General features: G+C 61.1%; 11 protein-coding genes. 9 read left to right on the top strand and 2 right to left on the bottom strand.

Annotated features, from left to right (window positions below):
• Window positions 1–48 precede the first annotated feature (48 nt).
• From FYJ44_RS00235 to FYJ44_RS00215, 5 genes are read left to right on the top strand one after another with little or no spacing between them, the layout of a single operon-like run.
• The gene (locus FYJ44_RS00235; protein WP_374042598.1) at window positions 49–2,445 is read left to right on the top strand and encodes a homocysteine S-methyltransferase family protein; all 2,397 of its coding nucleotides are present in this window, start codon (window positions 49–51) and stop codon (window positions 2,443–2,445) included.
• Between the two features lie 58 nt (window positions 2,446–2,503).
• A complete protein-coding gene (locus FYJ44_RS00230; RefSeq protein WP_154508167.1) occupies window positions 2,504–2,965 on the top strand; it encodes a TlpA family protein disulfide reductase in 462 nt (153 codons plus the stop codon).
• Window positions 2,965–3,462 carry an N-acetyltransferase gene (locus FYJ44_RS00225; protein ID WP_154508166.1) on the top strand — a complete coding sequence of 166 codons (498 nt, stop codon included), beginning with the start codon at window positions 2,965–2,967 and terminating at the stop codon, window positions 3,460–3,462. The genes FYJ44_RS00230 and FYJ44_RS00225 overlap by 1 nt, the downstream gene beginning before the upstream one ends.
• 11 nt (window positions 3,463–3,473) lie before the next feature.
• Window positions 3,474–4,016: a hypoxanthine phosphoribosyltransferase gene (gene hpt, locus FYJ44_RS00220; protein WP_154508165.1), complete on the top strand. Its 543-nt coding sequence runs from the start codon at window positions 3,474–3,476 to the stop codon at window positions 4,014–4,016.
• 45 nt (window positions 4,017–4,061) lie between these two features.
• Window positions 4,062–4,760, top strand: a complete 699-nt coding sequence (locus FYJ44_RS00215; RefSeq protein ID WP_154508164.1) for a zinc-ribbon and DUF3426 domain-containing protein — start codon at window positions 4,062–4,064, stop codon at window positions 4,758–4,760.
• Window positions 4,761–4,902: 142 nt separating this feature from the next.
• Here FYJ44_RS00215 and FYJ44_RS00210 read toward each other — a convergent pair whose 3' ends face one another.
• Both FYJ44_RS00210 and FYJ44_RS00205 read right to left on the bottom strand, forming a co-directional pair.
• A complete protein-coding gene (locus FYJ44_RS00210; protein ID WP_154508163.1) occupies window positions 4,903–6,255 on the bottom strand; it encodes an MFS transporter in 1,353 nt (450 codons plus the stop codon).
• Between the two features lie 14 nt (window positions 6,256–6,269).
• Entirely contained in the window at window positions 6,270–7,103 is an 834-nt protein-coding gene (locus FYJ44_RS00205; protein WP_154508162.1) for an amidohydrolase family protein, read from the bottom strand.
• A 730-nt stretch (window positions 7,104–7,833) separates the two neighbouring features.
• Between FYJ44_RS00205 and hpsG the strand changes: the two genes are divergently transcribed.
• From hpsG to radA, 4 genes are all read left to right on the top strand, one after another.
• Window positions 7,834–10,329 carry a (2S)-3-sulfopropanediol dehydratase gene (gene hpsG, locus FYJ44_RS00200; RefSeq protein WP_154508161.1) on the top strand — a complete coding sequence of 832 codons (2,496 nt, stop codon included), beginning with the start codon at window positions 7,834–7,836 and terminating at the stop codon, window positions 10,327–10,329.
• Between the two features lie 93 nt (window positions 10,330–10,422).
• Window positions 10,423–11,379 carry a (2S)-3-sulfopropanediol dehydratase activating enzyme gene (gene hpsH / locus FYJ44_RS00195; protein ID WP_154508160.1) on the top strand — a complete coding sequence of 319 codons (957 nt, stop codon included), beginning with the start codon at window positions 10,423–10,425 and terminating at the stop codon, window positions 11,377–11,379.
• Between the two features lie 27 nt (window positions 11,380–11,406).
• Window positions 11,407–12,801 (top strand): sigma-54 interaction domain-containing protein, encoded by a 1,395-nt coding sequence (locus FYJ44_RS00190; protein WP_154508159.1) that lies wholly within the window; start codon window positions 11,407–11,409, stop codon window positions 12,799–12,801.
• Between the two features lie 129 nt (window positions 12,802–12,930).
• Window positions 12,931–14,301: a DNA repair protein RadA gene (gene radA, locus FYJ44_RS00185; RefSeq protein WP_154508158.1), complete on the top strand. Its 1,371-nt coding sequence runs from the start codon at window positions 12,931–12,933 to the stop codon at window positions 14,299–14,301.
• Window positions 14,302–14,312: the final 11 nt, after the last annotated feature.

Below are 14,312 nucleotides of genomic sequence, written 5' to 3'. Positions count from 1 at the left end.
GTGCGTCCGCGTCCGCCCTAACGACAAAGAGTGGACGAAATGGCTGACATGACATTCAGACAGGCCCTGAACCTTGGGCGGCCGCTGCTGCTGGACGGGGCCATGGGCACCATGCTGCAGGCTTCGGGTCTTCCCGTGGGCATGAGCCCGGAACAATACTGCATGGAAAGCCCCCAGGTGCTGCGGGGCATTCACAAGGCCTACCTGGACGCCGGGGCGGACCTGTTGACCACCTGCACCTTCGGCGGCAATCCCTTCAAGCTGCCGAAAAATCTGGATGTCTTCGCCTTCAACAGGCGCATGGCCGAAGTGGCCCGCGAAGCGGCGCGCGACGCCGGACGGCCCGTTTTCGTGGCCGGCAATGTGGGCCCCAGCGGTCAGTTCGCCAAGCCGCTGGGGCCGGTGGAACCGCGCGATCTCATCGCCGCTTTTGCCGCCCAGATCCGTGGCCTGGTGGCCGGTGGGGCGGACCTGATTTTTGTGGAAACCCAGTTCGATCTGGCCGAGGCCCGTGCCGCCGTGGTGGCGGCCCGCCAGGAATGCGACCTGCCGGTCATGGTCTCCATGACCTTTGAGCAGGGCGTCAGCCTGACCGGCTCCAGTCCGGCCATTTTCGCCGAAACCATGCAGAATCTGGGCGTGGACGTGGTGGGCACCAATTGCAGTCTGGGGCCGGACCAGATGCTGCCGGTGCTCCGGGAACTGCTGTCGGCCTGCGCCTGCCCGGTCATGGCTGAACCCAACGCCGGTCTGCCCGAGCTGCGCGGCAACGTGACGGTCTTTCCGCTGGGACCTGAGGAGTTCGCCCGGAAAACGGCCGCCTTTGCCGGGCTGGGCGCGCGCATCCTGGGCGGCTGCTGCGGCACTACGCCGCAACACCTGGCGGCCCTGTCCCGGACCCTGCGCGGCATGGAATGCGCACTGCCGGAAACACCGCGCCGGGACGGCATCTGCCTGACCAGCCGTTCGCAACTGGTGCGTATCGGCGTGGACGAACCCCTGGTCGTCATCGGCGAGCGCATCAATCCCACAGGCAAAAAGGCGCTGACCCAAGAATTGCAGGAAGGCCGTTTCGACACGGCCCTGCAACTGGCCGATCAGCAGGTGGAGGCCGGGGCCGGAGTGTTGGACGTCAACGTGGGCGCATCCTTGGTGGATGAAACCGTTTTGCTGCCCGATCTGGTCCAGCGTCTGGCCGGGCGGCTGACCCTGCCGCTCTCGCTGGATTCCTCCAACGCCGAGGCCATCGCCAAGGCCCTGCCGTACTGCCCCGGTTCTTTCTTGGTCAATTCCATCAGCGGCGAAGCCGACCGCATGGACGTTCTCGGCCCGCTCTGCCGGGATTACGGCGCGCCCTTCATCCTCCTGCCCTTGCAGGGGGCGAAGCTGCCGGTGCGGGCCGCCGAGCGCATCCGCATTGTGGAACACCTGCTGGAGCGGGCCGCCGCATTGGGCATTCCCCGCCGTCTGGTGATGGTGGACATCCTGGCCCTGGCCGTGTCCTCCAAGGCCGAGGGCGGCCGCCAGTGTCTGCAAATGGCGCGCTGGTGCCGGTCGCAGGGCCTGCCCACAACGCTGGGCCTCTCCAATATCTCCTTCGGCCTGCCCGCCCGCGAACTGCTCAACGCCACATTTCTGAGCATGGCCGTGGGCGCGGGCCTGACCTCCTGCATCGCCAATCCCTCGGCCACGCGTCTGCGTGAGGCTGTGGACGCCATGCGCGTGCTCGGCGCTCATGATCCGCACGCCGAATCCTTCATCGCCTCCTATGCCGAATGGAAACCGGCGGGCGGCGCGGTGCTGCGGCGGAACGGCGGGGGCGGGGCTGCCAAAACCCTGGGTGAGGCCGTGCTGAACGGCGACAAGGAAAACGTGCTTCCCCTGTTGGACGCGGAACTGGAGGCCGGGGCCGATCCTTTTGTTCTGGTGCAGGACACGCTGATTCCGGCCATCACCGAAGTGGGGGCGCGTTACGAGCGGCGGGAGTATTTTCTGCCCCAGCTCATCCGCGCCGCTGAAACCATGCAGACAGCCTTCGCCCACCTCAAACCCCGGCTGGAGGCCAATCGCGGCCAGAAGGAACGCCCGGTCATCGTCATGGCCACGGTGGAGGGCGACATCCACGACATCGGCAAGAACATCGTGGCCCTGCTGCTGGGCAACCACGGTTTTGACGTGGTGGACGCGGGCAAGGACGTGCCCGCCGAGGCCATTGTGGCTTGCGCCCTCGAGCATAACGCGCGTATCATCGGCCTCTCCGCGCTGATGACCACCACCATGGTCCGCATGGAGGACACCATCCGGCTGATCCGGGAGCGCGACCTGCCCATCAAGGTCATGGTGGGCGGCGCGGCCGTGACTCAGGCGTTCGCCGACGCCATCGGTGCCGACGCCTATTGCCCGGACGCGGTCTGCGCTGTGCGCGCGGCCAAAAATTTTGTGTGACTCCGCCCGGGCGGCGCGGCCGCCCCAACCTTTAGCGCTGTTGTACTCAAGGCAAAATATGAAAAAAATATTCCTGCCCCTGCTGCTGTGTCTGCTTCTGCCCTGCGTCGCCTGGGCCGAGGGATTGCCCTCGCTGAACCTGGCAGGTCTGACGGACCTGCTGGCCAAAAACAAGGGCAAGGTGGTGATGCTCAACTTCTTTGCCACCTGGTGCCCGCCCTGCCGGGTGGAAATTCCCGAACTGATCAAGACCAGCAAGGCCTATGCGGACAAGGGCGTGCTGATCATCAGTCTGGCCGTGGACGAGGACGCCGCGCCCGTAGCCCCCTTTGTCAAAAAAATGGGCATGGACTATCCGGTCTATCTGGCCGGGCGGGACATCACCCGGGCCTATCAAGTCAGCAGCATTCCGCATAATGCCTTTTACGCCAAGGACGGCACGCTGGTGCTTTCCGAACCGGGCATGGCCGACGAAAGCATGCTTAAAATGGTCATCGACAAACTTTTGAGCCAGAAATAATGGAACAGGATTACCTCGTCCGCAAGGCGCACCTGGACGATGTGAAGGCCATGCACGGCCTTTTGCTGACCTGCGCCCAGAAGGGCCTGCTGCTGCCGCGCGCGCTGATCTATCTGTACGGGCACATCCGCAATTTTTTTGTGGTGGAGGCTCCGGGCGGCGAAATTGTGGCCTGCTGCGCCCTGGCTCCGGTCTGGGAGGATCTGGGGGAAATCTGTTCCCTGGTGGTGCGCGACGATCTGCGCCGCCGGGGGCTGGGGCGGCGGATGGTCGCGGCCTGTCTCGACGAATGCCGCGAGCTGCATCTGAAAAAGATTTTCGCCCTGACCTATCAGGAAGCATTTTTCACCCGTTTAGGTTTCAGAGTGGTGGATAAAAGCGTCTTGCCGCAAAAAATCTGGGCTGACTGCGTGCACTGCGCCAAATACCCGGATTGCGACGAAACGGCGGTTTTTCTGGAAGTGCCCGACGCGCCGGAAACAACGGCCGGGGAGTGAGAGGGAGAAGCATGGCTGAGGAGATACGGGTCAAGGAACTCAAAACCGTGTTCAGCCCGGAACAGATTGCCGTGCGCGTGCGTGAGCTGGCTGTGGAAATCGACGCGTTGTACGGTCAGGAACCCTTGGTGGCGGTATGCGTGCTCAAGGGAGGCTTTATCTTTTTTAGCGATTTGGTACGTACTTTGCATAATCACAATATGGAACTGGATTTTGTCCGCCTGTCCAGCTACGGCAAGAATTCCTCCAGTTCCAGGCATGTGATCTTCAACAAGGATGTGGAAGTTGACATCCGCGGCAAGCATGTGCTGATTGTGGAAGACGTGGTGGACAGCGGCTACAGCATGCGCTTTCTGCTGGATCAGTTCGCGGCCCGTCAGGCGCGCAGTCTGCGTCTGGCTGCTCTGGTGGACAAGCATGAGCGCCGTCAGGCCGATGTCAAAGTGGATTTCGCCGGCTTCAGGTTGAACAAGGGCTTCATTGTCGGTTACGGCCTGGATTACGCCGAACATTACCGGATGCTGCCCGGCGTCTGCGAAATTATTCCTGAATAGGTTTGTTCCGGCTCCGGCGGCCGGATCGTTTTGTGGAGTATTGGCATGGAAGTAAAATGTCCGCATTGTTCGAGCCGCTTCAATCTATCTGACGCCCTGGCCAAGCCGGGCGTCAAGCTGCGCTGTTCGGTCTGCAAGACCGTGTTTCCTTTCGCGCTGGAGCATAAAGAAGCGCTGCCCGGCGAGGACGAACTGCCTGATATGCAGGTGCGGAGCTCCGGCGGCCACCGCAAGCTATGGCTGGCCGTGGCGCTCATTCTGGCCTGTCTGGGCGGCGGCGCATACTGGTATTTCGGCGTGCGGCAGGTCGAGACGCCGCCCACGGAGCAGGAACTGGCCAAAAAGGTCGAGTTGCTGACCATGCGCAATGTGCGGCAGTACTATGTGGACAATGAAAAAGTGGGCAAGGTCTTTGTGATTGAAGGGCGGGTGGTCAATGAGTTTCCGCAGCCCAAGGAACTGATCGCCGTTGAGGCCGCCATTTACGACAAGGACAAAAAACCGCTGGCCACCAAGACGCAACGCGCGGGCACCCAGCTTTCACTTTTCCAGTTGCAGGTGCTCAGCGAAAAGGAAATGGAATCATTTCTGAACAACAAGGTGGAAATTCTTTCCAACAATACTAATGTGCGACACGGCGGCGAAGTGCCATTCATGGTGCTGTTTTACGCTCCGCCAGAGGGTGTTGCCGAATTCGGTGTGAAGATTGTGGACGTACAGGACATACCTGCTCCTGAAAAATAACAATTTTGAAATATTCTTTTCCGTCTTTCTGACAAAAGCGGAACCATCTTTTTACGGAGATGGTTCCGCTTTTATCGTTATAAAGATTCAGCACAATTCGGACTACATGCAAGGCTTGTAATATTTGTTCTCCGTTCTACATCTAGACGGCCCGTTGCGCTATGCTGACCGCCGCCGACTTTGTCTCCGCTTCGGCCGTAAGGCGTGGTTCAACGCCGCTGATCCGCAAGCGGCCGATCCAGATGGTGGAGGCGGTGCTGATGATTCCGGCCACGGCGAGATAGCCGCAGAGATACCAGGGCTGGGCGTCGTTGGCCTGCACCAGCATGGTGGCGATCATGGGCGTGAGACCGGAGGCGAAAATGCCGGAGAACTGGTAGACGAAGGAAATGCTGGAATAGCGTACCGTGGCGTCGAAGGCTTCGGAAAAAAGGCTGGCCATGCTGGCATAGGCGGCGGCGTAGATAATGCCGAAGGGCACGATCAGCGCCAGGAAGGTCAGCATAAGATTGCCGGAATAGTTATGGAAGACCCAGAACACGGGATAGGCGGTCAGGCCCAGCAGCAAGGCGGCGAAGCCGAAAATGCGGCCTTTGCCCACACGGTCGGCCATCTGGCCCCAGAAGGGAATGAAACATCCCATGACGGCTGAGGCCGCGACAACGGCCATCAGGGCTACGGTGCGGTCCACGCCGCAGCTCTGGGTCAGATAGGTAAGGGAGAACACGCCGAACACATTGAAAGAGATGCCTTCCACGAGGCGCGCGCCCACGCAGGCCGTGAGCGTTTTGGGGTAACGTCTGAAGGCTTCCAGCATGGGGTAGCGGATCTGCTCCACGTCCTTTTTAACTTCGGAGAAATCCTTGGTTTCCTGCACTGAGGTACGGATGTACGCGCCCACAAAAACCAGAATCGCGCTCAGAATAAAGGCAAGCCGCCACCCCCAGCTGATAAAGGCCGCGTCGGACAGCAGCAGAGAGAGCAGACCCACCACGCCGGAAGCCAGCATCAGGCCCAGGGAAAGGCCGATCTGGGGCAGACTGCCGTAAAAGGCGCGCTTGTTGGCCGGGGCGGATTCAAAGGCCATGAGCACCGCGCCGCCCCATTCGCCGCCGAGTCCGATGCCTTGAGCCAGGCGGCAGACGACCAGCAGGATGGGCGCCCATATCCCGATGACGTCGTAGGAGGGAATCAGGCCGATGAGCACCGTGGCCACGCCCATGATTTCCAGGGTCAGAATGAGCATTTTCTTGCGGCCGATTTTGTCGCCGAAGTGCCCGAAAATCATGCCGCCCAAAGGCCTGGCCACAAAGCCCACGGCAAAGGTGGCAAAGGCCAGGATTGTGCCCACACCTTCGGAAAATTCCGGGAAAAAGAGCTTGTTGAACACCAGACCGGCCACCACGCCGTACAAAAAGAAATCATACCATTCGATGACCGCGCCCACCAGCGAGGAGAGGACGACGCGCCGCAGGTTTTTCTGATCGTGGTTCATGATTTTCTCCTGTGTCAGGCCAGGCGCAGCACACGCCGGGCGTTTTCGTACATGACCTTGCGGCGGACGTCCGCGTTCAGCTCAAAATCCGCATAGGCCTCCAGGGCATCGGCCAGTTCCACAAAAGGGTGGGCGCTGGCGAACAGCACCTTGTCGCCGATAAGATCGTTCATGGCCCGCACATAGACGTCCACCATGGGCGCGCGCTCGTATTCCGAAATGTCCATGTAGACGTTGGCGTTGCGCAGGCAGGTGTAAATGGTCTCGTTGACAAAGGGATAGCCGCCGTGGCTCATGATCAGGGTCAGCTCCGGGAAGTCGCGGGCCACCTTGTCCACATCGCGCGGGTCGGCGTATTCCAGGATCGCGCCCGGTACCTGCGGCGGAGGGGCCATGGTGATGAAGACAGGCACGTCCAGTTCGCAGCATTTGGCGTAGAGTGGATAAAAACGCGCTTCGGAGGCGGGGATATGGGCCAGGTAGGGATCAATGGCGATGCCCTTCATGCCGTACTCGCCGACCACGTGTTCAATTTCACGCACGGCGGCCATTTTCTTGTGCGGGTCAATGCCCCAGAAGCCCACAAATTTTTGTGGATAGGCCCGGCAGAACTCCAGCACGCTCTTGTTGTTGGCCGGAAAGCCGTAGGTGGTTTCGCAGTCCCGCCCCGTGATTACGCCAAGTTCCACGCCAAGACGGTCGAGGTCCGCCACAATGTCGGGCAGGGGCCTGGCCGTGCGGGCGTCAAAGCCGATGGCCTTGCAGGCCGCCTTGAACATGGCGCTGTTTTTAATGCCGTTGATGATCTCAGGCGTATTGGGACGGAAACGGAAATCAATGATGTCCATAACTGGTATTCTCCTGAACCGTCTGAGGTTGAAGGCCGCGCTGGGCGCCCCGGGAAACCGTGTTCACCTGTCCGCCAGACAGAGAGGCGACTGCGGGAAGTCGGCGCTGAGCCACAGCGCCGGCATCAGGCCAATCATGAGCAAGCCGTGTCCGCGACCTTTTCCCGTTTGGTCTTGGCCACGCCGCTGGCCGCGCTTTGTGATTTTTGGGGTTTGCATGATGTGTGCCAGCCGGGCAATGGGAACATAACTGCGAAGATATAATTTTTATATTTATTTCAATGTGTTATATTAGTAACAAACATTCCTCATCAAAAGGCGGGTTGTGTATGTCGCAATTATGCGACATTCATAAAGGTCACAGATTCAGGATTGACCGGAGATTGTGAAAAGAGATTCATATTGCGCTGCCAGGCCTTGGAGAGCAAAAAGCGGAAGTTGCCTGACGATCTGGTTGCAAATTTGCGTCGCAATTTTCGCGGGTTTTGTTGGAATTCATTCCTGAGTGATGCAACTTTGCGTCATTTATGAGGAGGGAAGGATGAGGGAAGGGCAGTCAGGGTAAATATTTTTTTATTTTTTAAAAATATCAATATGTTAAAAAAATGGCATGACCCATGCAAAAGACGGCGTGAACAACGACCGCTGTTTGTCCAGAGGCTTCCCTGCGCGTCGGTAGTCGGTGATGGGCCCCGCGCCCCACACATATTATCTTATCAGGAGTTGAGCGATGACCATGACCACCTGTGAATGTCGTTCCCCTCAGGAACAACGCCTCTATGACCAGATTCAGGGTAAAGAGGACCGGTTCCGCAAAACGCACGCCCGCGTCTTTCGGTTGCTGGAACGCTTTGAGGGACAGAAGCCGCGCATCGACATCCAGCGCGCTCTGTATTTCACCCAGTCCATGATGGAAACAGAGGGCCAGCCCCTGGTGCTGCGTTGGGCCAAGGCGCTCATGCACATCGCCAAAAACATTTCCGTCTGCGTGCAGGAGGATCAGCTTTTGCTGGGCCGCGCCGGCTGCGACGGCCGTTATGGCATCCTTTACCCTGAACTGGACGGCGACTTTCTGGATATCGCCGTGCGCGATCTGCCCACCCGCCAGACCTCGCCTGCCACCATCACGCCCGAAGACGCCAAGCGCGTCGTTGAGGAAATCGCGCCCTACTGGAAAGGTAAAACCTATCACGAGGCCCTTAATGCGGCTTTGCCGCCCGAGGTGCACAAGCTGACCTATGACGATCCCGAAGGTCTGATTTCCCGCTTCATTGTCAACGAAACCTCCTCCTTCCGTTCCTCCATCCAGTGGGTGCATGACTACGCCAAGGTTCTGAAGCGCGGCTTCAACGGCATCAAGAAGGAAGCCCAGGAAAAGCTGGCCGCCCTGGATCCCCTGAGCGCCAAGGAAGACCGTGAAAAGCGCCCTTTCCTGGAAGCCGTGGTCATCGTCTGCGACGCCATTGTGCTCTGGGCCAAACGTCATGCCGTGCTGGCGCGTAAAATGGCCGAAAAGGAACAGGATCCCGCGCGCAAGGCCGAGCTGCTGCGCATGGCCGACAATGCCGAGCGCGTGCCCGGCGAACCGGCCCGGGATTTCTGGGAGGCCTGCCAAAGCCAGTGGTTCACCCAGATGTTCTCGCGTATTGAGCAGAAGACCGGCACCACCATTTCCAACGGCCGCATGGATCAGTATTTTTATCCCTATTACAAGCAGGACCGCGCGGCGGGCAAAATCACCGACAAGCAGGCCATGGAACTTCTGGAATGCATGTGGGTGGGCATGGCCGAGTTCATCGACATGTACATTTCCCCCACCGGCGGAGCCTTCAACGAGGGCTACGCCCACTGGGAGGCCGTGACCGTGGGCGGCCAGACCCCGGACGGCCGCGACGCCAGCAATGAGTTGACCTACCTGATCCTCAAATCCAAGCGCGAATTCCCGCTGCACTACCCGGATCTGGCCGCACGCATCCATTCCCGTGCGCCGGAACGCTATCTCTGGGACGTGGCCGAAACCATCAAGGACGGCACAGGCTTTCCCAAGCTGATCAACGACGAGGAAGTGGTGCCCCTGTATGTCTCCAAGGGCGCGACCTTCGAGGAAGCCCTGGACTACGCCGTGTCCGGCTGCACCGAGGCCCGCATGCCCAACCGGGACACCTACACCTCCGGCGGCGCGTACATCAATTTTGCCGCCGCCGTGGAAATGGTGCTGCGCAACGGCCGGATGAAGAAATACGGCGACCGCGTGCTGGGCGTGGAAACCGGCGATCCGCGCGGCTTCAAGACCTGGGAGCAATTCTGGAACGCCTATGTGCAACAGCATCTGCTCTTCCTGAAGACGGCCTTCACGCAGCAGTACATCATCAACAAACTGCGCGCCCGGCATTTCGCCCAGCCCATGGGTTCGGCCATGCACGACCTGTGCATGAAGCACTGCATGGACCTACATCAGGAGCAGATCCCCGAGGGTATCAATCTGGGCTACTTTGAATACATGGGCTTGGGTACGGTGGTGGATTCCTTGGCTGCCGTGAAAAAACTGGTCTTTGAGGAAAAAAAACTGAGCATGGACAAGCTGCTTGCAGCCATCGACGCTAACTTTGAAGGCTATGATGACGTGCAGGCCCTGTTGCGCTCCGCTCCCTGCTACGGCAACAATGATGAATACGCCGACGCCATCGGCCGCGAGATCGACAGGCTTTCCGTGGAATACGGCGGCAAATACGGCATGAAGGATCTGGGCATGCACAACGACGTGCGCTATGTGCCCTTCACCTCCCACGTGCCCTTCGGCAAGGTGGTTTCGGCCACGCCCAACGGCCGTGTCGACGGTTTCCCGCTTTCCGACGGCTCTTCGGCCTCGCACGGGGCGGACGTCAACGGCCCCACCGCCGTGCTGCTCTCCAACTACAACACCAAGAACCTGGGCATGCGCGACCGCGCGGCCCGCATGCTGAACATCAAGTTCACGCCCAAGTGTCTGGAAGGCGAGCAGGGCACGGAAAAGCTGGTTTCCTTCATCCGCACCTTCTGCGATCTCAAGCTCTGGCACGTGCAGTTCAACGTGCTCAACCGCGAGACGCTCCTGGCGGCCCAGAAAGATCCCCAGAAATACCGCAACCTGATTGTGCGCATTGCCGGATACAGCGCCTATTTTGTGGACCTTTCGCCGGATCTCCAGAATGACCTGATTGCCCGCACTGAGCACGACGCCATGTAGGGCGTGTCGCCAAGCGGCAACACGCGGGGAGAACCGGCCCTCTTTCCGGTTCTCCCCGCGCCTTTTCCCCTCCCTCAGCCAAAGGACGGACGTATGTGCCTGGAAGACGACGAGCAGCGGGATCTCGAACAGCGGGGCATTGTCTTCAATATTCAGAAATATTCGGTGCATGACGGACCCGGCATCAGGACCATCGTGTTCCTCAAGGGCTGCGCGCTGTCCTGTCACTGGTGCAGCAATCCCGAATCCCAGAACCCGCGCCCCGAGCTGGCCTACAATGCCGGGCGCTGTCTGGAACTGGACAAGTGCGGCCATTGCGTCACGGCCTGTGAGCGCGGGGCCGTCAGCCACGGCAGGGACGGCAAGCCCGTCATTGACCGTTCCCTCTGCGCGGGCTGTGCAATGCCCTGCGCGGAGGCCTGTCCGGCCCAGGGCCTGCTGATCTACGGCAAACAGCGCAGTGTGGACGATGTGCTTTGCTCCGTGGAGCAGGACGCGGCTTTTTATTCCCGTTCCGGCGGCGGCATGACCCTGTCCGGCGGCGAACCCCTGTTGCAGGCGGATTTTGCCGTGGCCCTGCTGCGCCAGGCCCGCGCCCGGCGGCTCAAAACCGCCGTGGAAACCTGCGGCATGGTGCCCGCAACCAGCGTCCGGGCCGTAGCCCGGTATCTGAATTACGTCCTGTTCGACATCAAGCACATGGACAGCGCCGCGCACGAGGCCCGGACCGGCCGCCCCAATACGCGCATTCTGGAGAACTTCCGTATTCTGGCCGAGGAATTCCCGGATGTGCCCATCCTGGCGCGCACCCCGGTGATTCCGGGCTTCAACGACAGCGAAGAGGCCATTGCCGCCATCGCCGCCTTTCTGAAGCCGTTTGAGCGGGTCCGGTATGAAATGCTGCCGTACCACCGCCTGGGCACGCAGAAATACCATTTTCTGGACCGCAGGCCGCCCATGGGCGACGTGACGCTGGACAAGGCCGTCATGTCCCGCCTGCAAGGCGTGGCGCTGGACATTCTGGGGTCGAGAGTGCAGATTCCCCGGTAACGCCTTTTTCAACCCGGATGATGCCCCATGACCTGCCGCTCCGCGGAACTTCTCTCCAGATATGTCGAGCGCATTCTTGACGCCCTGCCTGACGGGGTGTTTATTTCCGACGTTTCGGGCACGGCCTTGTACATCAACCGCATGTATGAGCAGCTTACCGGCCTGAAGCAGGAGAGCGTACAGGGCAGAAACGTGCGTTCCCTGGTGGAGGAGGGGGTTTTCGACCATATCCTCAACCCGGAGATCGTGCGCACGGGCAAGCCCGCCACCCATGTGCAGCAGCTCAAGAACGGCAAAAAGCTGGTGCTTTCCGGCTTTCCGGTTTTTGACGAGGGCGGGAGCATCCGCCTGGTGGTCACCTTCGCGCGGGATATCACCCTGCTGGCAAACCTCCAGGAGCAGGTGGCGGGACAGTGTCGCCTCATCGACCAGATCAACGACCAGCTGGCCCACATGGCCCATGAAAGCCGACCACAGGAGCCGGTCTACGCCAGTCCGGTCATGGCTGAAACCGTGTCGCTGCTGCGGCGCTTCGCGGCCACGGACGCCACGGTGCTGATTCTGGGCGAAACCGGCGCGGGCAAGGATGTCTTTGCCCGCCTGACCCACAGCCTGAGCCGCCGCAACGACAAGATCATGCTCAAGGTCGACTGCGGCGGCATTTCCGAAACCCTGACCGAGTCCGAGCTTTTCGGCTATCTGCCCGGCGCGTTCACCGGGGCGTCCAGCAAAGGTAAGGCCGGGTATTTTGAAATCGCGGACGGCAGCACCATTTTTCTGGACGAGGTGGGCGAACTGCCCCTGTCCATGCAGACCCGCCTGCTGCGCGTGCTCCAAGACGGGGAGATCATGCGGGTGGGCTCGTCCAGTCCGCGCAAGGTGGATGTGCGGGTCATCGCGGCCACCAACCGCAACCTGGCCGAAAGCGTGGAGGCCGGTACCTTCCGTCGCGATCTCTATTACCGGCTCAATGTGGCTACCCTGCGCATTCCGCCCCTGCGCGAGCGTCCCGAGGACGTGCGCCCCCTGGCCGAGCATTTTCTGCACCAGTACACGGCCAAATACCGCAAGGTTCTGGCCTTCATGGGCGTGACTCTGGACATGATGAGCGCCTATGCCTGGCCCGGCAACGTGCGCGAACTCCAGAATCTGGTCCACAGCCTGGTGATCACGCTCAACGGGCCGCTGATCTCGCCCCGGGATCTGCCCGCGCAGATCTCCGGCGTGAACCGCGACATCTCTTCCTACTCCGAGGAAATCCTGGCCGCCCGACGACCCCTGAAGGAAATCATGGCTGAAATGGAGCGGGATTTTCTGCTCAAGGCCATTGAGGCGCATGGCTCGGTGCAGAAAGTGGCCGAGCTTTTTCAGGTCAACCGCAGCACCATCTTCCGCAAACTCCAGAGCGGACGGCAGGCCTGAAGCGCCGTCATTTCCCCTCCGGGCGTTTTGCGCTCCGGCGCGTCCGCTCCCCCCCACGTTTGAAGTCCTTTTTAGGGGAGGAATACCGCTCTTCTTGCGCCGAGCGTCCTTTTTCCGTAGGCTTCAGACATGGCTAAAACGCGCGAAATCTATCTCTGTTCAGTATGCGGAGCCCAGACTCTGCAATGGCGTGGCCAGTGCCCCAACTGCCACGAGTGGAATACTCTTGAGGCCTCGGCCCAGTCCCGTCCGGCGGCTGGCCGCCGGGCCGCCGCGTCTTCCGGTCCCGGCGGGGCCGACCGCCCTGTGCCCCTGCGCGATGTGGCTGACGCCGGACACACCCCCTACGGCAGCGGACTCAAGGCTCTGGACCGTGTGCTGGGCAAGGGTCTGGTGCCGGGCGCGGCCATCCTGGTGGGCGGCGAGCCGGGCATCGGCAAATCCACCCTGCTGTTGCAGGTGGCCGGGCTGGTGGCGGCCCAGGGCAAGCCGGTGCTCTATGCCAGCGGCGAGGAATCCCTGCCGCAGATCAAGGCTAGGGGCGAGCGGCTCAATATGCTGGACCCCAACCTTCTGGCGCTGGCCACTTCCAGGGTGGAAGACGTGCTGGACGCTCTCAACGGCGGAGCCTCGACGCCCGCCCTGGTGGTCGTGGATTCGGTGCAGACCCTGACCAGTCTGGAGGCCGACGGCCTGCCCGGCAACGTCAGCCAGGTGCGCGCCGTGGCCACGGCCCTGCTGGAGGCCTGCCGCCGTTCAGGCTGCACTCTGATTCTGGTGGGCCACGTGACCAAGGACGGCGTTCTGGCCGGGCCGCGTCTGCTGGAGCACATGGTGGACACGGTCATCTCGCTGGAAGGGGACCGCCGTCAGATGTTCCGTCTGCTGCGCGTGTTCAAGAACCGTTTCGGCCCCAATGAGGAATTGCTGGTCTTCCGCATGGGAGAGCGCGGCATGCAGGTGGTGGACGATCCCTCCACCTTTTTTCTGGGGGCGCGCGACGCTTCGTTGTCCGGCACCGCCGTGGTCATGGCCGTGGACGGGCAGCGCCCGCTGGCCGTGGAGGTTCAGGCCCTGGTGGCGCGGACCTTCCTGAGCATCCCGCGCCGCGCCGCGCTGGGTTTTGACGCCAACCGCCTGCATCTGCTTCTGGCCGTGCTGGAAAAGCGGCTCAAGCTCAATTTTGGTCAGGTGGACATTTACGCCAAGGTGGGCGGCGGCATGCGTCTGCAGGAGCCCGGCCTGGACCTGGCCTTGGTGGCCGCCGTGCTGTCCTCCTATTATGACGTGCCCCTGCCGGAAAAGTGCGTGCTCTGGGGCGAGGTGGATCTCAACGGCCAGGTGCGGCCCGTGGCCGCGCAGGATCTGCGCCTTTCGCAGGCCCGGCGGCTGGGCTTCGAGCCTATAGTCTATCCTGACGGCGGAGCGGGCAACGGCAAGGAGAAAGGCGGCATTGCCACTATCGCGGCCCTGCAACAGCGTTTGTTCCGCCGCCAGTGATTTTTTGCCGG

This window comes from Desulfovibrio porci (genome assembly GCF_009696265.1).
Classification (GTDB): Bacteria; Desulfobacterota; Desulfovibrionia; order Desulfovibrionales; family Desulfovibrionaceae; genus Desulfovibrio; species Desulfovibrio porci.
This window is presented reverse-complemented; position numbering and strand designations above follow the sequence as displayed.

Excerpts from the sequence above, each read along its gene's own strand:
- FYJ44_RS00235 (WP_374042598.1), top strand. The coding sequence starts at position 49 with ATGACATTCAGACAGGCCCTGAACCTTGGGCGGCCGCTGCTGCTGGAC.
- FYJ44_RS00230 (WP_154508167.1), top strand. The coding sequence starts at position 2,504 with ATGAAAAAAATATTCCTGCCCCTGCTGCTGTGTCTGCTTCTGCCCTGC.
- FYJ44_RS00225 (WP_154508166.1), top strand. The coding sequence starts at position 2,965 with ATGGAACAGGATTACCTCGTCCGCAAGGCGCACCTGGACGATGTGAAG.
- hpt (WP_154508165.1), top strand. The coding sequence starts at position 3,474 with ATGGCTGAGGAGATACGGGTCAAGGAACTCAAAACCGTGTTCAGCCCG.
- FYJ44_RS00215 (WP_154508164.1), top strand. The coding sequence starts at position 4,062 with ATGGAAGTAAAATGTCCGCATTGTTCGAGCCGCTTCAATCTATCTGAC.
- FYJ44_RS00210 (WP_154508163.1), bottom strand. The coding sequence starts at position 6,255 with ATGAACCACGATCAGAAAAACCTGCGGCGCGTCGTCCTCTCCTCGCTG.
- FYJ44_RS00205 (WP_154508162.1), bottom strand. The coding sequence starts at position 7,103 with ATGGACATCATTGATTTCCGTTTCCGTCCCAATACGCCTGAGATCATC.
- hpsG (WP_154508161.1), top strand. The coding sequence starts at position 7,834 with ATGACCATGACCACCTGTGAATGTCGTTCCCCTCAGGAACAACGCCTC.
- hpsH (WP_154508160.1), top strand. The coding sequence starts at position 10,423 with ATGTGCCTGGAAGACGACGAGCAGCGGGATCTCGAACAGCGGGGCATT.
- FYJ44_RS00190 (WP_154508159.1), top strand. The coding sequence starts at position 11,407 with ATGACCTGCCGCTCCGCGGAACTTCTCTCCAGATATGTCGAGCGCATT.
- radA (WP_154508158.1), top strand. The coding sequence starts at position 12,931 with ATGGCTAAAACGCGCGAAATCTATCTCTGTTCAGTATGCGGAGCCCAG.